The sequence below is a fragment of the Dyadobacter sp. UC 10 genome (genome assembly GCF_008369915.1).
GTDB lineage: Bacteria > Bacteroidota > Bacteroidia > Cytophagales > Spirosomataceae > Dyadobacter.
Genome location: NZ_VSRN01000001.1, coordinates 2272433 through 2293262, shown reverse-complemented (window position 1 = coordinate 2293262; position 20830 = coordinate 2272433). Strand labels below are relative to the sequence as shown.

Below are 20830 nucleotides of genomic sequence, written 5' to 3'. Positions count from 1 at the left end.
TGAATTCTGATACGGGTAAATTTTTATATCCTGACGATATGAGTTTTTGGATTTTTCTAACGTAATCAAATGCAAAACGGTCACAAATGTAAATGATTATTTTGGCTAAAATATAACCAGTTGGTTTTTTTGATTTGTCGGCTTCGCCAGTGCATGATTACTGCACTATAATAAGTTTTTGAGAAGCGTTGAAAGTTGTCGACACGATCCGCACAATGTAAATGCCGCTGGAGAGTCCAGATAAATTGAAGACCTGCTGGCGGTCAAACTTTGGAATCCGGAAAGTTTTGTGGATCACGCCCCTGCTGTCGATGATCTGAACAACAGCATTATTGACGTTCATAAGCGTCTCGACTTTGAGTTTACCGGTTGAATTCGGATTGGGAAATGCTACAAAGCCGGGGTTGGTTGTGTCAAGATAAAAGTTGAATGGTTTTGAAAAATCCGAAAAGCAGGTAAGCGTCGGGCTGTAAACGATCGTATTGTTCACCACATACGTGCCGGATCGTATCGCTTTGAGAGTACCGCTGTTCTCGGTCAGCACGTTCTCATTTAGTTTCCAAACATGGTCGCCTGTACTGAGGTTATTCTCTGCCAGCAATGTAAAAGGGCCGACTTGTCTAATCTCAGGAGTGCTTGGTGCAGGTTTCACGTCTACCGGAATTTCGGGTGAATAAGGAGAATAACATCCCTGACCATCCTTAATTCGGGCAGAGTAACTACCAGGTTGTGATACAAAGATATTGTTTCCCTCCTCTCCGTTATTCCAGTAAAAAAGATCCCCATTCTGTGCCAGAAGCTCGATCGTATCCCCGTCACAAAAAGTAGTTGCGCTGAGTGCTTTAACGATCGGCGACGGCGGCAGGGCTAACGTTTGTGTCGCAATCTGGTTGCTCGGATCTGAATAGCACTTGAATTCGTTGATGGTCTGAACAGAATAGATGCCTGCAGTGGTCACTTTCAATGTCTGAGTGGCAGCTCCGTTACTCCACAAAAATCCTGCTGCGGCAGTCGACTGAAGGTTGACACTTAGGTCGGCGCAGAAAGTGGTTGGTCCGTCGGCGGTAATCACCGGAGTTGCCGGTAGTGGATTCTTAACCACCTTGGTGACCGGCGACAAGGGAGATACACACCCGTTTTCGTCTTTTGCCGCGATTGTAAAATCACCTGACTCCCGTATTTCAATTTCGCGGTTATTGCTACCATTGCTCCAGACGTAGGAAAAAGCCTCACTGCTGCGTAAAGTTGTAAAGTCCCTGTCGCAAAATGTAGTAGGTTTCAGTGCTGTAATGGCAGGTGTAGCAGGTAATGGGTTTACCTTGACGGCCACCTCATCAGAAGTGGCTTCACAGCCGTTAGTGTCACGCTGCTTTAATGAGAAACTGCCGCTTGTTGTGACAGATATTGCTTTGGTGGTAGCCTGATTACTCCAGATATTGCCTGTGTCGTAATTGGATGTCAGCGTAACGTTCTCGCCTGCGCAGAAGGTGGTGGCCCCTTCTATGGATATCTGCGGCTTGGCAGGCAATGGATTTACCTTTACCGCTACCACATCCGACGCTGGCGAGTAACAGCCCGCATCGTCTAACGCCCTAACTGAATAGTCGCCGGAGGTTTTTACACTGATACTTGCATTCCCTTCACCGTTTGACCAAACGTTTTTCACTTTGGAATCGGAAGTAAGTTTCACTTCCCCTCCGTCACAAAATGTGAGAGCGCCGGATGCCGTAACCTTTGGCTTGTCAGGCAGAGGTGAAGTCACCACCTTCATCGTAACTTTGTCAGAAGTCGCCTGACAGCCGTAAACATTCTGAGTGGTTACAAAATATTCTCCTCCCGCCGTAACAGGCAGTCTGTCGCTTGTGGCACCGCTATTCCATTTGATATTTTCAGAAGTGCTCGCAATCAAGGTAGCAGTGTTTCCGAGACAAACCGGATTACTTCCTTCGAGGGAAATTGTCGGTTGGTTCGGTTGGATGCTTTCATATACTTTTATTTCGGGTGAAAATATAAAGTTTCCTCTATCGTCCCTGGCATAGACGCGGTAGCTGCCGTTTCCAACACGGATACTGTTGGAATTCTGTCCGTTATTCCAACTAAAGGAATGAACCCCATCGTCGCCCTCCGCATTTAAATTGAGCTGGCCGTCGCCGGCGCAGGATGCCAGGACTCTCAACGGGCTCTTACCCTGATAAGGTTCTGATCTTGAAAAGAAATCGTCGTTTAACCGTTGCGCCCAGGCATCGCCTAGCTGCGACAGGCCCTCATCCCGGAAATGCACGCCTTCTCCGTCGATCCTAGGAATCTGGATGTTATCCGTAGAAGGCCCTTCGAAGACGTTTCCGACGGTATTTATTACTTTTCTTTGTCCTTCAATGACCTGCTGATCGCTGCCATTCCGGTTATTGTAGGAAGTAAGCGATACTACCCAGGAGATATTCTTTCCGGATTCATTCCTGGTGGCTTCAATAACTGTTTTAAGGTCCTGCGCATAGCTGTCCGTGGAAGTATTGACATCATTATCCGCCTCTCCCTGTAGCCAGAGAATTCCTCGCAGGCCGGTAATCGGCGTGTAGCGTTGAATAACCGCGCGCATGTTTCGGTAAGGCATTCCGCTAGGTTCAATCGGGACTCCTGTATAAACCGAATAACCGGTTCCATTGATACTTTCCCGCCACGCTCTGACCGCAGTTCCGTACCAGCCGACATTATAAAAAAGAATGGGGACATTAAGTTTGGCAGCGAGATGGTCGCCCAATTTACCCCAGGCCCAGGAAGAATATCCGCGGGGAGCGATTTCTGATTCGGCGTCTAAGTGCTCAAAATGCGGATAAGGGAGATCTTCGTAAAGCCGCGGCGCATCGGTGTTGTTGTACCGGATACAATTAACCCTGTCGTCCTGAGATCCCTGGGCACCCATATTGCTGTACCCCTGTGAGTTGGATTGCCCGGCAATCATAAATACTTCACCGACCCCGACGTGCTGCACGTCGTATGTACCCACCACCTGGTCACCCTTCCAGGCACGCACTTCCATGCGATACCATCCGCCTTTGGCGTCTGGTAGAGGACCTGAGAAAAAGCCGCCTCCGGGGTTAGTAGCAATTGTATACCAGTCTTTTTCACTGCCCTGGCCATTTATTGGGTGCAGTTTAGCCTCAATTTTATCAACAACCTTGGTGTAGGTTCCCGAAATATAAATAGTCGCTGAGTTGTTTTTATCGCGTTGAAAGATGGACCGGTCAGTGGGGTACTCAATACTGATCTGCCCGAAGCTACTGAATGATAAAAAGCTTGATACTACCAGCAAAAAACGAGGTAGATAGTGTTTCATATTAACTGAAGATTCTGTAACGTAACTTCTCGGACACACAATATGCATCACTTGGTTGCTTGTTTCAAGAAATTATTATTTTACGGGAAACGGCGAATTAATGAGCTCCCATACCTTGTCTTTTAATTGTTCAACTCCTTCTTGAGTTACTGCAGAAATTAAAAGTGTCGTAATGTTATTTGGAAGCTTTTCTCGTAAACTAACTTTTTCTTGATCAGTTAGAATGTCAGTTTTAGAAACGGCAAGGATTCGATTTTTGTCTAATAGAGAGGGATTATAAATTCTCAGTTCCTGTATAAGAGTTTCATATTCTGCCGTAATATCTTCACTATCAGCAGGAACCATAAAAAGTAAGATAGAATTTCTTTCAATATGCCGGAGAAAGCGAAGTCCCAGGCCTTTGCCCTGGGATGCACCTTCAATAATCCCAGGGATGTCGGCCATTACAAAAGATTTGTAGTCCCGGTAGGACACAACACCCAGATTCGGCACCAGTGTAGTGAACGGATAATCGGCGATCTCAGGTTTTGCGGCAGATACTACCGACAGTAGGGTAGATTTTCCTGCATTCGGGAAACCCACCAGCCCAACGTCCGCCAGTACCTTCAATTCCAGAATAATCCATTCTTCCAATCCGGGTTCGCCTGGCTGAGCGTGCTGAGGAGTCTGATTTGTAGCTGATTTGAAATGGTCATTGCCCATCCCGCCGCGGCCGCCTTTGAGCAGAATTACTTCCTGGCCATCCTCGGTGATTTCAAATAGCTGATCGCCTGTTTCGGAATTTCGGGCAATAGTACCGAGCGGTACTTCGAGAATAATGTCTTTACCGATTGCCCCGGTCCTTCTTCCCCCTTCACCGGCTTTCCCGTCAAAAGCCTTGACGTGCTTCGTATATTTCAGGTGAAGTAAAGTCCAGAGCTGGGCATTGCCTTTCAGGATCACATGGCCGCCGCGGCCGCCGTCGCCACCATCAGGTCCGCCTTTTTCAACGTGCTTTTCACGTCTAAAATGTAATGCACCAGCACCGCCAGCCCCTGAACGGGCATTTATTTTTACGTAGTCAATGAAGTTTGATGAAGCCATGTGTTGTATAGTGCCAATTCAGATTACGCCGCCGAAATGGCTTTTGTAATTTCACCGAATATAAATTCGATATCTCCGATTCCGTTAACGGCAACAAACTTACCTTGTTCCTGGTAGTAATCTGCCACCGGCCGTGTTTTATTATTATATTCCTGGATACGCTTGGTGATCAGCTCTTCATTCTGATCGTCCGGGCGGCCTGAGGTTTTGCCTCTGTTCAGCAATCGTGCAAGCAGTTCGTTGTCGTCCACAACCAATGCGACCATCACAGAAATGCTTTCATTATAGCTTGCAAGCAGGTTATCCAGCGCTTCGGACTGCTTCACTGTTCTGGGGAAACCATCAAAAATAAACCCTGCGGCATCTTTGTGCTCTTTCAATTTATTATCAATCATCCCGATCACTACTTCATCTGGAACAAGAATGCCCTGATCCATTAACGTTTTGGCTTTCAGGCCCAATTCAGATCCTGCCTGAATTTCTGAACGAAGCAGATCTCCGGTAGAAAGATGGATCAGATTGTACTTAGCGATGATTTTTTCACTTTGGGTACCTTTACCCGCACCCGGAGGGCCAAACAGTATAAGATTCAGCATGTTGCTCTGGAAATTGATGTCGCAGTCTATGGTGATTTCGGCAAATTTACAATTCTTACTAAATGTCAGCCTAATTGTTCCGTAATTTTTATAAATAAAAAATCCCCTTATTATTTCTAATTAAGGGGATTAATACCTGTTGCGGTAGTGTCAGGGAACTACAACCCTCTTGACTGCGCCATCTTCATTTTGTACTACTTTCACGAAAAGAGTCCCTTTTGTATTCTTCTTCAATTCGATCTGCCCTACAAATTCGCCCTCAAAATCCTTGATCTCTTTTAATCCAACCTCCTTGCCTTTTGTGTCTGTTACAGAGATGGTTACGTTTCCTTTTTCCGGCACGCTGAATCGCAGGTTCAACATTCCGTTGTCGGGATTATTGGCATAAACATTCAAGGACCTGACACTTGAAGGCTTCATAGCTTCTTTATCCCAAACCTCTCCAAAGTTTTTCCCAAAGTCTTCCATATCACGCATGAACATTTTTGCTTTCGGCCTCATTTCCCTCTCAAACGTCCTCAAGTGATTTTTGAATTTTTCTGTATTGATGTCAAAATCATACGAAAAATCCTTGTCCCAGTGAAATGCGAGCGGTTCACGGTCGTCGCGGTGGTCAATGATCACCTTTTTGCGTTTCTGGGACAACATCACATCGTTATCTCCGTCATCTACCGTAATCGAAATCGTATGTTTTTTCTTTTTATCGACCCCAAGCGAATCCAGTACCTTTTCAACAAACCTGTCGCGCTCTTCGCTGGTCATCGCGCCGGCTTCGTAACGCTTTTCAATATCCCTGACCTTTCCGTCTTCATCTTCCGTCACACGGATATGAATTTGTGACCTCTTCTCCTTTTTTTCAGATTTCGGCGATTTGTCGGTTTGTGCAATGGCAGTGCTGCCGGTAACCGCTAAAATCAGCGCCAGCGATAAGGTAAGTTTTGACAGGAAGATAGCTTTCATAAGTGTATTTCTTTTTGTGTATGAATGGTTTACAAAAATATAGTATACCCTTTTTTATCGTTGTTAAATAATGTTAAATGCCTTCCTGGCACAATGGGATATCTTATTTTTGTTATCGGTATGAATGTCGGTGAACTGGCAGGAGGCGTTGCACCGGAGAAATGAAAATTTATGAATAAGCGGAAAATTCAGATTATAGTTGGCTTGATGTGCATGGCGCTGATCGGACTGATCGGATTTCAGTGGTATTGGATCAGGGAGGCTATCTCCATCCGTCACGATCAGTTTAACCACAAGGTTTCGGAATCTGTGCAGGAAGTTGTACATCGCCTGGAAAAGCAGGAAATGATGCACCTGCTGCAAAGAAGGATCGAAGCTGAGCAGCAAAAAAGCAAGCTGGACAGGATTGCGCAATTACGCGTGCCTGTTAAAAAATCTGCCCCGAAGAAAACAGAAGCCCACGCGGAACAGGTCGTCCGCGTCCAGCCGAAAATGGAGATTGCGATCGGACCGAATGGAGAAGAAATCCATTATCAGATCATTACAGAGGCGGTACCTGCGGATGTTTTAAGCCCGAACTTCCGGATCATGGTCGACCATCAGCAGCGTATAATGGAAGAATTTTTCCAGGCCCAGCAATATGGAATGGCAGGGATCGATGAATTTATGCGCAGAAGAATGGAGGATGAAAAACGGCTGGGAAATGTGTTCCGAGGGATTTATGATCCGGAGATTAGAAAACCCGCATCAAGAGGAGCCCGTGACTCAGTTTCCGGGGCGATTGCGAACCGCAGGGTAGCGCTACCGAACAGCGTCAGGAATGCGCAAAAAAGTAAGGCAGCTACGCAAGCCGAGCCAGACAGGGCCGAGTTGCTGAAAGAGGTGATGAAGGATTTTGTTTATACCAAAAGACCTATTGAACAGCGCGTTAACAGGTTTTTGCTCGATACTTTATTAAAAAAGCAATTAATTCAGAACGGAATTACTTTGCCTTACGAATTTGCAGTACGCGGCCAGTCAAACGATAGCCTGATCTTTTCAACGGCCAGCATGCGGCCCGGGGATTGGGAGCAAAAATCCTACAAAGCATCTCTTTTCCCCAATGAAACTTTCAACACCCAAAGTGCGCTTTACGTCTATTTCCCCGACCAGCAACGTTACATTCTTAGTAATATGGGCGTGATGTTTGGAGGGTCAGGCGTATTGATACTGGTGGTCATGGCGTGTTTTTACATGGCCGTAACTACGATCCTGCGCCAGAAAAAGCTCTCGGATATCAAGAATGACTTTATCAATAATATGACGCACGAGTTCAAAACGCCTATTTCCACAATTGCACTCGCGGCAGAAATGGCACATGAGAATTCGGCGAGCCTTCCCCAGGGTGGGAGTCCCAGACTGGACCGCTATCTTGGCATTATTAAAGAAGAAAACCGGCGGCTCGGGACGCATGTGGAAAAAGTACTGCAAATGGCGCTGCTCGACAAAGGTCACGTCAAGCTGAAAATAAGCGAAGCAAATATCCATGATCTGATCGGCAAAGTATTAAATGGACAAAGCGTACAGATCGAGCAAAAGGAGGGAGAAGTAGATCTGGACTTTGAAGCTGCGAATGAAATTGTCTCGGCGGATGAAGTGCATATTTCAAACATATTGAATAACCTGATCGACAATGCGATCAAATATTCGCCTGACAAGCTGCACATTGCGATCAGAACCTGGAATGAAAATGAAGGTATCTCCATTTCGATAGCGGACAAAGGGATTGGTATGAACCGCGACCAGCAGCAGCGGATTTTTGATACGTTTTACCGGGTACCAACCGGAAACGTGCACGACGTGAAAGGATTTGGTTTGGGATTAAGCTATGTCCGAAAAATGGTAGAGGCGCATGAAGGTACCGTCAAAGTACAAAGCAAACCCGGCGAAGGGAGCATTTTTACCGTTTGGCTCCCGCTAAGCAAAGCGGCAATCGCTTAGAAATATCGGCCGCAAATCCTAACTTGCCTGCTTTTTACAATGAGCAACTGCCGGTTTAGGTAAATTTCTGACTACACAATGATTTCCAAAACATACGCTCCCCAGGAAATTGAGGACAAATGGTATTCCTATTGGATCGAAAACAAGTTTTTCAACTCCAAACCAAATCCTGACAAAGAGCCTTACACGATCGTTATCCCCCCGCCCAATGTGACCGGAGTACTGCACATGGGGCACATGCTCAATAATACGATCCAGGATATCCTCGTCCGGAAGGCGAGAATGGAAGGTAAAGAAGCCTGCTGGGTACCTGGTACCGACCATGCGTCTATTGCAACGGAAGCCAAAGTCGTGGCAATGCTCAAAGAAAAGGGAATCAGCAAGCAGGATCTTACCCGTGATGAATTTCTGGGATATTGCTGGGAATGGACACACAAATACGGCGGTATTATCCTGAAACAGTTACGCAAACTCGGTGCATCCTGCGACTGGGACCGTACGCGTTTCACGATGGAGCCCGATTTGTACGATTCGGTGATCGACGTTTTTATCGATCTGTATAATAAAGGAGATATCTACCGCGGCCACCGGATGGTCAACTGGGATCCGCAGGCCCGCACGACTGTTTCCGACGAAGAGGTTATAATGAAAGAGGTGAACCAGAAATTGGTCTATCTCAAATATCCTTTGGCAGAGGAGAATGGAAGAGGGAGTATGGAGGAAGGGATTGTGATCGCTACTACGCGGCCCGAGACGATTATGGCGGATGTGGCGATTTGTGTGAATCCAAACGACGAGCGTTACCAGCAATTGATCGGTAAAAAAGTATTGATCCCTCTGATCGATCGTGCTATTCCTGTTATTGCAGACGAGTATGTAGAAATGGAGTTTGGCACCGGAGCATTGAAAGTGACTCCTGCGCACGATACCAACGATTATGAGCTAGGGAAAAAACACAATCTTCAAATCATCGATCTGCTGAATGAGGATGGTACACTGAATGAAAAGGCGCAGATACTGATAGGGGAAGACCGTTTTACAGCCCGTAAAAAAATCATCAAACTACTGGAAGAATCGGGTAGCCTGGTCAAGACAGAGGAGTATAAATCTAATGTCGGACACTCGGAGCGGACAAATGCGGTAATTGAGCCGCGGCTCTCGGAGCAATGGTTTTTGAAAATGGAAAAAATCAGCAAGCCCGCATTTGAAAATGTGATGAATGATACCGTTCAGCTGATCCCCGCGAAATTCAAGAACACATATCGCCACTGGATGGAAAACGTGCGCGATTGGAATATCAGCCGCCAGCTCTGGTGGGGCCACCGCATTCCTGCCTATTACCTGAACGACGGGACGGTTATTATTGCCAAATCGAAGAGAGAAGCATTGCGCAAGGCGCAGCACGAATACCAGCTTTTTGCATTGACCGAAGAAGATCTTACCCAGGATCCTGATGTGCTCGATACCTGGTTTTCTTCCTGGCTGTGGCCGATATCCGTATTTAACGGCATAAAAGAACCTGAAAATGAGGAGGTAAATTATTACTATCCTACCAACGACCTGGTCACTGCGCCCGAAATCCTGTTTTTCTGGGTGGCAAGAATGATCATTGCAGGTTATGAATACAGAGGTCAGTATCCTTTTAAAAATGTGTATCTGACTGGTATTGTGCGTGATAAGCAGGGACGAAAAATGTCCAAGTCACTTGGAAACTCGCCCGATCCGATTGATCTCATCGAACAATATGGAGCCGATAGTATCCGCACCGGAATGCTTTTCAGCTCACAGGCTGGAAATGACCTGCCTTATGACGAAAAACTGGTGGAGCAGGGTAGGAATTTTGGCAATAAAATATGGAATGCATTCCGCCTTGTGAAGGGCTGGACGGTCGATATGGAGTTACCGGTTCCGCAAGGTTCTGAAATTGCGGTACAGTGGTTTGAAAGCAAACTCAACCAGACTTTGGCGGAAGTACAGGACCATTTTAATAAATTCCGTATTTCCGACGCATTGAATTCGGTTTACAAGCTGATCTGGGACGATTTCTGTGCACAGTACCTGGAAATGATTAAACCGGGTTTTGAGCAGCCCATCGATCTGAATACCTACGATTCTACGCTTGACTTCTTCGACAGGCTGATGCGTTTACTGCATCCGTTTATGCCTTTTATTTCAGAGGAAATCTGGCAGAATATCATCGAGCGTCCGGCGAATGACTCTATTTGCATTGCGCAGTTCCCGCAGGCGAAAGAGATTGATCAGTCGTTGCTGAATGACTTTGATATACTTTTTGAGCTGGTTTCGGCGATCCGGAATATTCGAAATACCAAGGGGATCAGTCCCAAAGTGGCGCTTCCGCTGGCGATCCGCACCGATTCAAGAGAACGTTACCAGATTCTGGAAAGCCTGATCGTGAAGCTGGCAAATGTAGAAGGCATCCGTTATGTGGATGAGGAAGGTGAAGGTACTTCGTTCAGGGTTAAGTCCGATGAGTTTTTTGTGAATCTGGCTGACGAGGTGGATGTAGAGTCGGAAAAAGAAAATCTGCAGAGAGAGCTTGAATATACGCAGGGCTTTTTGGACGCTGTTTTGAAAAAGCTTTCAAATGAACGTTTTGTACAGAATGCAAAAGGGGATATTGTAGAAAAAGAGCGGCAAAAACAGGCAGATGCGGAAGCGAAGATTGAGACTTTGAAAGAAGCGCTGACCAGGTTAGGTTAGTTAAAATAAAAGAAAACAGAAAGATACCCCAAAGAAGCAGGAATGATTTGCGATCAGTCGCAGATCACCCTTGCTTCTTTGGGGTTACGCCGTACTTTTCCTTGTAAGTTTTGATAAAATGTGAAACGCTCTCGTAACCAATCTCAGTACTGATCTCAGACACATTTTTCGTACTGTTTCTCAATAGAAAATGGGCATAATCCAGGCGTTTATTTTTGAGCCAGAATGCCGGAGAAGTATGAAATTCTTCCTGGAAATCACGTTTAAAGGCAGATAAGCTACGGCCGGAAAGCTTTGCCAGTTCGTCAAGGGTCAATGGTTTGAGATAATAGCTGTTCATTAAAAAAGCCAGGTCTACTTTTTCACCTTTGTACAAACTATATAATATCGACCTGAGTTGTTGGGAGTTGTCCAATTCCAGCAAATGCAGAAGCAGCTCCTGAAATTTTAGCCGGAGAAAATGATTTTTTAAGGCTGTACGTGAACGGAAATAGGGGAATACCGATTGAATGAATTTTTCAAAATTATCGTCTGACTTTAAAAGCAGGATCGGATTTTCAAACGTTTTTTTTTGTTCCCGCGTATTGAAAAGTTCTGGATGTAAGCCGACGAATTCTTTCAGCAATTTTTCATCAAAAAAGAAGACCAGACTTTTGTAGGATTCATTAATTGACTCCGACATTAAATAGAAGCCCCGCTGGACAAAAAGAATATCCCCCTTTTCTACATGCACTTCCTGATTAGGACTGGTGAATTTTTTTTCTCCCTCTAATACAACGATTACCGCATGCTCTTCAAAAAAAACATCGTATTTGGAGGGATATACTTCGTTGCGATAGGCAACAAAAGTCATATCCTGAATTTTCAGGGACTCGAATTCGGAGGAGCTGATATCGGAAGGTACGCGGAGCAATTGCTGGGTTAGCTTTCTTTTTCAATAATCAGACTTATCCAGGCGCGGTGGAAAGGCACCTCGGTTCGAACAGCATCCCATAGTAAGTCGTAATCAATTCCCCAATAATGGTGAATCATTCTATCACGCAGACCGGCAAATCCGCGCCAGTTAAACAAGGGATATTTTATCCTGACATCATCAGGAATTCTCTTACATGCCTCGCCAATAATTTCGAAACTTCTCACGATAGCTTTATTAAGCATATCGTTATCTACAAAAGACTCAAACTCAATAGAATCCGTATGTTTCTCAATGAATGTAAGCTCAGCTTCGATATGTTGCAGAAACTCAATCAGTGATGGTGACATATTCAATTTCTTCTTTAACATTCCGCTGGACGAAAGATGCCAGCGATTGCCATGTTACCAACTCTACCTTTCTGTTAAAGATAGCTTCAAGATAGTCAGCCAAATTCATGAAATTCCGAAAGGTTTTCTTGCCTTCAATAAATTCTACGACGAGATCCACATCGCTTTCATCTTTCTGCTCTTCGCGAACGAAAGATCCAAAGAGTCCAAGACGTTCAGCGCCCAAACGCTGGATAGCAGGTTTATGGTGTTGAATAAGTTGTAAAACTTCCTGCTTGTTTTGAACGGCCATGATTAAAAGTGGTTACAAACGCATTATTTGAATAACTAAGATATGCATTAACCAATTCAAACCATAAACTGAAACAAATCCGGCTGGTCGTTAAGGTACTCATATACAACCCTGTTCTCATCCATCCGCTCTATCAGGGGAGCGAAATCTTCGCGGTTTTTAAGTTCGATGCCTACCAACGCTGGCCCCTGCTCACGGTTTGTTTTTTTTACATATTCAAACCTTGCAATATCATCATTTGGCCCCAAAACATTCAAAAATTCCCGAAAAGCGCCCGAACGTTGCGGAAATCGAATTATGAAGTAATGCTTCAACCCTTCGTATAACAGTGATCTTTCCTTGATCTCCTCGGTTCGGGTAATATCATTATTGCCACCGCTGATCAGCACAACCACGTTCTTACCTTTGATTTCGTCTTTCATAAAATCCAGTGCCGAAACCGTAAGTGCGCCGGCTGGTTCGGCTACAATTGCCTCTTCATTATAAAGCTGTAATATAGTAGAGCACACCTTCCCCTCGGGAATCAATAGGATTTTATCCAGGCTTTTTTGGCAAATTTCAAAAGTTATATTCCCGGCTCTGCGAACAGCTGCGCCGTCTACAAACTTGTCAATGTGATCCAATGTAATAACCTTCCCCTCATCAACGGATCTTCTCATCGTGGGAGAACCTTCCGGCTCTACGCCGATCAGCTGTGTTTTGGGGGATAACTGTTTAAAAACCGTAGAGATACCTGATGCCAAACCGCCGCCGCCGATCGCCATTAACATAAAATCGATCTTAAAATCCGCGTCCTTAAAAATCTCCAGACCCACAGTGCCTTGCCCTTCTATTACCTGTAAATCGTCAAAAGGATGCACAAAAACGGCATTGTTTGTGGTCTGATATTCCTTCGAAGCGTAATATGCGTCATCGTAAGTATCTCCTACAAGATGAATTTCAATCCATTCTTTACCAAAAAGCCTTACCTGTTTCACTTTCTGGGCAGGCGTGGTAGTAGGCATGAAAATCGCACCCTTCACTTCCATTTGCCGACAAGCATAAGCTACTCCCTGCGCATGATTGCCAGCACTTGCGCACACAATCCCGTTCGCCAGCTCAGCTGGAGACAAGCTTGCCATTTTATTATATGCGCCGCGAATTTTATAAGATCTTACAGTTTGCAGATCTTCTCTTTTGAGATAAATATTCGCATTATACTGCTCTGACAAATGCGCATTGTACAATATCGGGGTATGGTTAATAATTCCTCGCAACCGTTCGGCAGCGAGAAATATATTGTCTAGTGTAGGAGTCGAATGCACTGTTTCCATTGCTTGTAAAGAAAAGAGCTTCGCAAATTGCAAAGCTCTTGTTTTAGTCAAAACCGTTGGCTTCTGCCAACGGTAATTGAATATTGCTTTATTAATTGACGTCGGCTTCAGCCGGCGGTCCAAGATAATTTTTTTAGTTGTTTTCTGGGCGCAGGCTGCGGACAGTTTTGCCGGCTTTCCACATTTCAGATTCGCGAAGTTCTGCCAATTCTTCTTCCAGTTTCACGCGGTAGTCAGGCTGTGAGTTACGTGTGATCGAAATATTAGCTTGCTCGCCGCTTTTTACCGAATTGTAAAGTTGCTCGAAAACAGGCTTGGTAGCGTCACGGAAAGGTTTCCACCAGTCCAAAGCACCGCGCTGAGCAGTAGTAGAGCAGTTTGCGTACATCCAGTCCATACCATTTTCAGCAACCAGCGGCATCAAAGATTGCGTCAGTTCTTCCACTGTTTCGTTGAATGCCTCGGAAGGAGTATGTCCGTTTGAACGCAATACTTCATACTGTGCAGCAAAAATTCCCTGGATCGCGCCCATCAAAGTTCCACGTTCGCCAGTTAGGTCAGACGTTACTTCACGGTAGAAATCAGTTTCAAACAAATAGCCTGAACCTACACCGATACCCATTGCGATACATTTTTCACGCGCTTTGCCGGTTGCATCCTGGAAGATCGCGAAAGAAGAGTTCAAGCCTTTTCCTTCTACGAACATGCGGCGAAGTGAAGTACCTGATCCTTTCGGAGCAACAAGGTAAACATCCACGTCAGCAGGAGGGATAATACCAGTCTGGTCTTTGTAAGTAACACCAAAACCGTGTGAGAAATACAGTGATTTTCCGGCAGTAAGGTGTTTTTTAACAGTTGGCCAAAGTTCAATCTGAGCGGCGTCAGAAAGCAAATAGCAGATGATAGTCCCTTTTGAAAGTGCTTCTTCGATATCAAAAAGTGTTTCTCCTGGCACCCAGCCGTCAGCAACAGCTTTGTCCCAGGACTTACCACCCTGGCGCTGACCAACGATTACATTAAAACCATTGTCACGCATGTTCAGGCTTTGGCCCGGGCCTTGTACGCCGTAACCGATTACAGCTATTGTTTCAGATGAAAGTACTTCACGCGCTTTTTCAAGAGGAAATTCTTCACGGGTTACTACTTCTTCTTCGACCCCGCCGAAATTTAATTTTGCCATTGATTATTGGTTAAATTGATTTATTACGATTTTAAAAGGATAGTTATTCAGAGGTAATGCTATTGGTAATATTCCCACTCAGCTTCCGGAAGGTAATCAACCAAAGTCTGCGGCGATTTGCTCACTGCCACTCTGCCTGATCTTACAAATTCAAGGATTTCGTGCGGTTTGATATAATCAAAAAACTCAAAGATCTCTTCCTCTGTACCTGTTTTCTGGATGATCACATAGGTAAGGTGCCAGTAAACTACCCACGCTTTGTAAACCTTGTTAATTGTCTCTATATCAATTGGTTTTGCTCCAATCGGGGTAGAAACCTTGAACAAAGCTATTTCATTGTAAGCAATATCATCGTTCAAATATCCGAAAACCGCCAGTACTTCTATTACTTTACGGATCTGGCGAACCAGTTTTTCAACGGCTTCCCGGGAATCATGTCGAATGACGATGGTAAAGCGTGAAATACCCTTACGTTCGGTTTCAGAAACGGTGAGGCTTTCGATATTGATCCGTCTGCGTGTCAGGATCGTGGTAATCTTATTCAGAATACCGATCGTATTTTCCGTGAAGACACAAATGGTGTATGTTGTCATAATTGCGATAATTTCAATGTCATTCTAATCTGATATCCGCCACGCAAGCACCGGTAGGGACCATCGGGAATACGTTTTCTTCTTTTTCCACAATCACCTCTAGCAGGTAAGGTTTGTCGGAAGCCAGCATTTTGTCGAGAGAAGCATTCAGATCTTCACGCGCCGAGCAGGTATGTCCGTCAATACCAAAACCTTTACCTATGGTGATAAAATCAGGGTTTTGAAGCTCTACAAACGAATATCTCTTCTGGTGGAAAAGCTGCTGCCACTGGCGCACCATTCCAAGGAAGTTATTATTTAAGATAATGATCTTAACAGGAAGCCCGCTTTGTGCGATAGTACCCAATTCCTGGATTGTCATTTGAAAACAACCATCACCGATAAATGCAACGACCTCCCGATCAGGAGCGCCCACTTTCGCGCCGAATGCAGCCGGCAATGCATAACCCATTGTTCCCAAACCGCCCGAGGTAATGAAGGAATTAGGTTTTTTGAATTGATAATAACGTGCGGTCATCATTTGATGCTGGCCTACATCGGCCAAAACCACTGCTTCGCCTTTTGTTTTATCAGATAAAGTTCGGATCACCTCGGCCATTTTGATTTTCTCCGTGGTTGGAGCAAGTTCAGGCTGCGTGATTTTCTCATCTTCAATCGCATCAAATTTCTTGAATTCAGCAATCCATTCTTTGTGATTGTTTTCCTTAACCAGCGGAAGCAATAATTCAAGCGCCAGCTTCGCGTCACCTACAACAGGAGCGTCGGCTTTCACAATTTTACCGATTTCAGCCGGGTCAATTTCGATATGGACAACTTTTGCCTGTTTTGCATAGCGGTTCACGTCGCCGGTAACCCGGTCGTCAAAACGCATTCCGATTGCAATGATCAGGTCGCATTGGTTGGTCAGCACATTGGTACCATAATTCCCGTGCATTCCCAGCCAACCCACGTAATTCGGGTGATCTACGGAAACAGAAGAGAGGCCGAGCAATGTGGAGGCTGCAGGGATATCTGTTTTTTCAATGAATTGCAGCAACTCGCTTTCGGCATGGGAGATCCTTACACCGTGGCCAACGAATATAAATGGCTTTTTGGCTTCGTTGATTAATTTTGCAGCTGCCTCGACCTGCTCCGTTTTTGGCGCAAGGCGAGGACGGTAACTGATCAGGTTTTCACATTTTTTATATAAAAACTCTTTCGACATCAGCTCGTTCTGCGCATTTTTTGTAATGTCGATTAAAACAGGTCCGGGACGACCTGACCTGGCAATATAAAATGCCTTTGCCATTATTTCCGGAACTTCATCGGCGCGGGTGATCTGATAATTCCACTTCGTAATGGGTATCGTAATTCCGATCACATCCGTTTCCTGAAATGCGTCAGTACCAAGCAAATGCGAGGCAACCTGACCGACGACACATACAAGCGGCGTCGAATCGATAATTGCGTCGGCAATACCGGTTACGAGATTAGTCGCACCTGGCCCGGATGTTACCAGGCATACCCCCACTTTTCCGCTTACCCGGGCATAACCTTCCGCCGCATGCGCGGCGCCTTGCTCGTGGCGTACGAGAATGTGGTCGATTTGGTCCTGATAGTCATAAATCGCGTCATAGACGGGCATAATAGCGCCGCCAGGATAGCCGAAAATAGTTTCCACGCCCTCCTCAATCAATGACCTGATGACCGCATGAGATCCGTTGACCAGCTCCGGTTTGGCGACAGCCGCTACCGTTTCGGCAACTTGTACTGTCTCAGTTTGATTTTCATTAAATTCCATGACTCCTCTATTTATTTGTCTGACGAATTTTCAAGCTCAATTATTACGCCTCGTCGGTTACACAACCTTCACTGGCTGATTTCACGGTACGGATGTATCTTCCCAGCATTCCTTTCGTAAATTTCGGCGCAGGCTGAACCCATTCTGCTTTGCGGGCTGCCATTTCCTCATCGGAAATATGCAGGGTCAGCTCACGGGTATTGGCATCTATTGTAATGCGGTCACCGTCTTTCACCAGTGCAATCGGTCCGCCGTCGAAAGCTTCCGGTGTAATGTGCCCCACCACAAATCCGTGCGTACCACCTGAAAAACGTCCGTCGGTAATCAATGCGATTTTATCTCCCAATCCGGCTCCCATCACCGCAGATGTAGGTTTCAGCATTTCCGACATACCCGGTCCGCCTTTTGGGCCCGCATTGCGGATTACCACCACGTGCCCAGGCTTAATTTCATGGTTTGCAAGCATCGTAATGATCTCCGACTCGTGCTCACAAACTTTCGCCTCTCCATCAAAGGTCAACCCTTCTTTCCCGGTGATTTTTGCAACTGCGCCGGTCGGAGCGAGGTTTCCGTACATAATCTGAATATGTCCGCTTGGCTTGATCGCATTCTCGATAGGGAATATCATTTTTTGCGAATCAAAGTCAAGATCAGGAGCTTCTGCAAGGTTTTCCGCCACAGTCTTCCCTGTAACAGTCATGCAATCACCATGGATCAAACCTTTTGAATACAGATATTTAGTCACAGCCGGTACCCCGCCGATGGCCAGGATATCCTCCATATAGTACTTGCCGCTTGGTTTCAAATCGGCAATAAACGGCGTTCTGTCAGATATTTCCTGAATATCGTTCAAAGTAAGCCAAAGGCCTGCTGAACGTGCAATAGCCAGGTAATGCAGGGCAGCATTTGTAGAGCCGCCAAGTGCCATTACTACTGTTAATGCGTTTTCAAGCGATTTTTTGGTAATAATTTCTTTCGGGGTAATATTCAATTCGAGTAATTTCTTCATCGCAGCCCCAATCTTCTTGCATTCTTCCTGCTTGCCTTCGTGCGTTGCAGGGTAAGAGCTGCTGAATGGGAGGCTTAATCCCATTGCTTCGATAGATGCAGCCATTGTGTTAGCTGTGTACATCCCGCCGCAGGCACCTTGTCCGGGGATCGAATTTTGAATTACACCTTTAAAATCTTCGTCTGAGATGTTGTTTGCAAACTTCTTACCCAATGCTTCAAAGGCTGAAACGATATCCAGTTTTTGGCCCTTATAATGTCCTGAACGGATTGTTCCACCATATACCATGATCGCAGGCCGGTCCAAACGGGCCATTGCCATGATTGCGCCAGGCATATTTTTGTCACAGCCTACCACTGCAATCACACCATCGTACCATTGCGCGGAAACTACGGTTTCAATGGAATCTGCGATAATATCCCGACTCGGCAAGGAGTACTGCATACCATCATTACCATTGGTCATACCATCGGACACGCCAATCGTATTAAAGATCAGACCGACCATATCATTGGCTGTAACACCCTGCTTTACGTATACAGATAATCCATTTAAATGCATATTGCATGGATTTCCCTCGTATCCGGTACTTGCAATTCCGATTTGTGGTTTAGCAAAATCTTCTTCTTTCAGGCCAATTCCGTAAAGCATTGCCTGCGCGGCTGGGTTCGTGACTTCCTGGGTCAGGGTTTTGGAAAATTTGTTCAGTTCAGACATGGTGAATGTTGTATTAAATAAAAAGCACCTCGCTCTTTGTTGTGAGTGAGGTGCCAAAATGTTATAGCCTGCCCTCACTCACGCACCGGGCGTGACGATTTGAAGAACTAGGATGATTAGATACTGATTCATAGCGTATTTTTCAAGTGCAGCGAAATTTCGCTATTTATAACTTGATGTCACAAATTAGCGGGGTATCTTTTTATTTTCCAAATATTAAGTTGATTTTTTGTCTATAATCTTTATTTAATACCAAATTTCTTAAAGCAAAAGCATCCTATACGGAAAACATTTAATTTTGAAATTCACGAATCGCACCGCAAATGCTTACTACCGAATCTTCGTCTTATTATAATGATCTCGAAAAAATGAGTGTCAACGAATTGCTGACCTCTATCAATGCAGAAGATCAGACCGTCCCTCTTGCTGTTCAAAAGGCTATTCCGCAGATCGAAGCACTCGTCGAACAGATCGTTCCGAGAATGAAGGCGGGAGGCCGGCTATTTTATATAGGAGCCGGTACCAGCGGCAGGCTTGGTGTGGTAGATGCATCGGAATGTCCCCCTACTTTCGGCGTACCATTTGATTTGGTAGTTGGCATTATAGCAGGAGGTGACAAAGCGATCCGTAAAGCTGTGGAAAACGCGGAAGATGATAGTGAACAAGCCTGGATCGATATGGCGGAATATGAGCCCGGCAAAAACGATACCCTTATTGGTATTGCTGCTTCCGGACGCACGCCCTATGTAATTGGTGGATTGAACGCGGCCCGCAGCGCAGGTTTGCTGACTGGATGCGTCGTTTGCAACGCAGGCTCAAAGGTGGCAAGTGCAGCAGAATTTCCTGTCGAGATCGTAGTCGGCCCGGAGTTTTTGACGGGTAGTACCCGCATGAAATCCGGTACTGCTCAGAAACTGGCACTGAACATGATATCGACGGCTGTGATGATCCGGCTGGGAAAGGTGAAGGGAAATAAAATGGTAGATATGCAACTTACCAATGAAAAACTGGTCGATAGGGCAGTCAGAATGATCATGGAGGAATTGAATATTTCTGCCGATGAAGCGGAATCACTTCTCAGTGAGCACGGTAGCGTGCGTGCGGTGATCAATGCAGTGAAAAGTTGATTTATCTAAAATAAGAAAGAGGGTACAAACGCAGCTGGCTGGTCGTTGCACCCTCTTGTTATTTAGTATGTACTTTTAAATGTCCGAATATTCTGTAGGGAAGAGGAACAGCGTTACATTTTTAGATACGTTATTCTGATATTCAGGCATTGACTTTACTTTGCCCCATTCCGCATCGTCGCTGAAAGATTTCCAGTGCGCGTCACGGGAGGCCTTATCAGAAAAAGTAGTCATATACATCAGGTTGGGCATGGTTGGGCCGGCTACAACCTCACCATAGAAAACCGCATTAAAACCAAGGCGGGCGAAAATGCCGATCTCGTTTCCTGAATTAAATTGCTTTACCTTGTTCCAATAGATCTTTTCAGTGTGGCCCTCATAACTTCTCAGTTCGTAGATACGGTCGCTTTTTGGCGATGTCAGGTCTGGCTTTTTCATCATCGGGCTGTCTTCAAAGGCTCTCAGGATAGTCGATCGAATGCGGATATAAGGCGGATTTTTGTATTCGGCGTCGATATAATCTTTTCCTGCTGCCAGGTAAGCAGCGTCTTTGCCAAGCGTTTTTGGCAAGTCAACCAGTTGTTCGAGTGATTTAAGCGGAGTCAGTACATAAATCAATTTTCCCGCAGCGGTGTCAGTTGCAACAGGCTTGAAAACACCAATGTTTTTGATTCCGGCTCTGTGCATCGCTGGTATGTATGCATCTTTCAGGTAATTGTCGATCCGTGTAGCCTGGTTAACGTCCTTAACGTGATAAATTTTAATCTCGTAAAATTCTCTTTTCGGGGGAGCGGCAAATAAAGTAATTGCGCTGAAAATCAGGCACAGCGTTAATAGCAGGCCATTTCTGGTAATGATAAGCATGATGGTGCAACAGGTTAA

The 20830-nt window shown here is 45.4% G+C and carries 16 protein-coding genes; 3 read left to right on the top strand and 13 right to left on the bottom strand.

Features of this window, described 5'->3' with window-relative positions; translation table 11 throughout:
- Positions 1–157: 157 nt before the first annotated feature.
- The 4 genes from FXO21_RS09320 to FXO21_RS09305 all read right to left on the bottom strand — a co-directional run bounded on the left by FXO21_RS09320 (position 158) and on the right by FXO21_RS09305 (position 5973).
- Positions 158–3334, bottom strand: coding sequence for a sialate O-acetylesterase (locus FXO21_RS09320; RefSeq protein ID WP_149639829.1), 3177 nt, complete (start codon positions 3332–3334; stop codon positions 158–160).
- 75 nt (positions 3335–3409) lie between these two features.
- A complete protein-coding gene (gene obgE, locus FXO21_RS09315; protein WP_149639828.1) occupies positions 3410–4417 on the bottom strand; it encodes a GTPase ObgE in 1008 nt (335 codons plus the stop codon).
- 23 nt (positions 4418–4440) lie between these two features.
- Positions 4441–5013 carry an adenylate kinase gene (locus FXO21_RS09310; protein ID WP_149639827.1) on the bottom strand — a complete coding sequence of 191 codons (573 nt, stop codon included), beginning with the start codon at positions 5011–5013 and terminating at the stop codon, positions 4441–4443.
- 150 nt (positions 5014–5163) lie between these two features.
- Positions 5164–5973 (bottom strand): T9SS type A sorting domain-containing protein, encoded by an 810-nt coding sequence (locus tag FXO21_RS09305; protein ID WP_149639826.1) that lies wholly within the window; start codon positions 5971–5973, stop codon positions 5164–5166.
- 171 nt (positions 5974–6144) lie between these two features.
- On the opposite strand from FXO21_RS09305, the gene FXO21_RS09300 reads away from it, so the two are divergent.
- Together FXO21_RS09300 and FXO21_RS09295 are read left to right on the top strand one after the other, a co-directional pair.
- Complete coding sequence (locus tag FXO21_RS09300; protein ID WP_149639825.1) at positions 6145–7953, top strand: sensor histidine kinase; 1809 nt, start codon at positions 6145–6147, stop codon at positions 7951–7953.
- 78 nt (positions 7954–8031) lie between these two features.
- Positions 8032–10674, top strand: a complete 2643-nt coding sequence (locus FXO21_RS09295; protein ID WP_149639824.1) for a valine--tRNA ligase — start codon at positions 8032–8034, stop codon at positions 10672–10674.
- 64 nt (positions 10675–10738) lie between these two features.
- On the opposite strand, the gene FXO21_RS09290 is transcribed toward FXO21_RS09295, so the two are convergent.
- From FXO21_RS09290 to ilvD, 8 genes are all read right to left on the bottom strand, one after another.
- Entirely contained in the window at positions 10739–11587 is an 849-nt protein-coding gene (locus FXO21_RS09290) for an AraC family transcriptional regulator (RefSeq protein ID WP_149639823.1), read from the bottom strand.
- Between the two features lie 8 nt (positions 11588–11595).
- Positions 11596–11937, bottom strand: coding sequence for a HepT-like ribonuclease domain-containing protein (locus FXO21_RS09285; RefSeq protein WP_149639822.1), 342 nt, complete (start codon positions 11935–11937; stop codon positions 11596–11598).
- The gene (locus tag FXO21_RS09280; protein WP_149639821.1) at positions 11918–12229 is read right to left on the bottom strand and encodes a nucleotidyltransferase family protein; all 312 of its coding nucleotides are present in this window, start codon (positions 12227–12229) and stop codon (positions 11918–11920) included. Before FXO21_RS09280 ends, FXO21_RS09285 begins: the two co-directional genes overlap by 20 nt.
- A 56-nt stretch (positions 12230–12285) precedes the next feature.
- Positions 12286–13542, bottom strand: coding sequence for a threonine ammonia-lyase IlvA (gene ilvA, locus FXO21_RS09275; protein ID WP_149639820.1), 1257 nt, complete (start codon positions 13540–13542; stop codon positions 12286–12288).
- A gap of 133 nt (positions 13543–13675) precedes the next feature.
- Positions 13676–14722, bottom strand: coding sequence for a ketol-acid reductoisomerase (ilvC, locus tag FXO21_RS09270; protein WP_149639819.1), 1047 nt, complete (start codon positions 14720–14722; stop codon positions 13676–13678).
- Positions 14723–14781: 59 nt separating this feature from the next.
- A complete protein-coding gene (gene ilvN / locus FXO21_RS09265; protein ID WP_149639818.1) occupies positions 14782–15315 on the bottom strand; it encodes an acetolactate synthase small subunit in 534 nt (177 codons plus the stop codon).
- A 19-nt stretch (positions 15316–15334) separates the two neighbouring features.
- Positions 15335–17095, bottom strand: coding sequence for a biosynthetic-type acetolactate synthase large subunit (gene ilvB, locus FXO21_RS09260; protein WP_149639817.1), 1761 nt, complete (start codon positions 17093–17095; stop codon positions 15335–15337).
- A 43-nt stretch (positions 17096–17138) separates the two neighbouring features.
- Positions 17139–18821, bottom strand: a complete 1683-nt coding sequence (gene ilvD / locus FXO21_RS09255; RefSeq protein ID WP_149639816.1) for a dihydroxy-acid dehydratase — start codon at positions 18819–18821, stop codon at positions 17139–17141.
- Positions 18822–19144: 323 nt separating this feature from the next.
- Between ilvD and murQ the strand changes: the two genes are divergently transcribed.
- Entirely contained in the window at positions 19145–19948 is an 804-nt protein-coding gene (murQ, locus tag FXO21_RS09250) for an N-acetylmuramic acid 6-phosphate etherase (RefSeq protein ID WP_149639815.1), read from the top strand.
- Positions 19949–20023: 75 nt separating this feature from the next.
- Here the strand turns inward: murQ and FXO21_RS09245 are convergent, their stop codons facing one another.
- Complete coding sequence (locus FXO21_RS09245) at positions 20024–20812, bottom strand: NIPSNAP family protein (RefSeq protein ID WP_149639814.1); 789 nt, start codon at positions 20810–20812, stop codon at positions 20024–20026.
- Between the last annotated feature and the right edge of the window lie 18 nt (positions 20813–20830).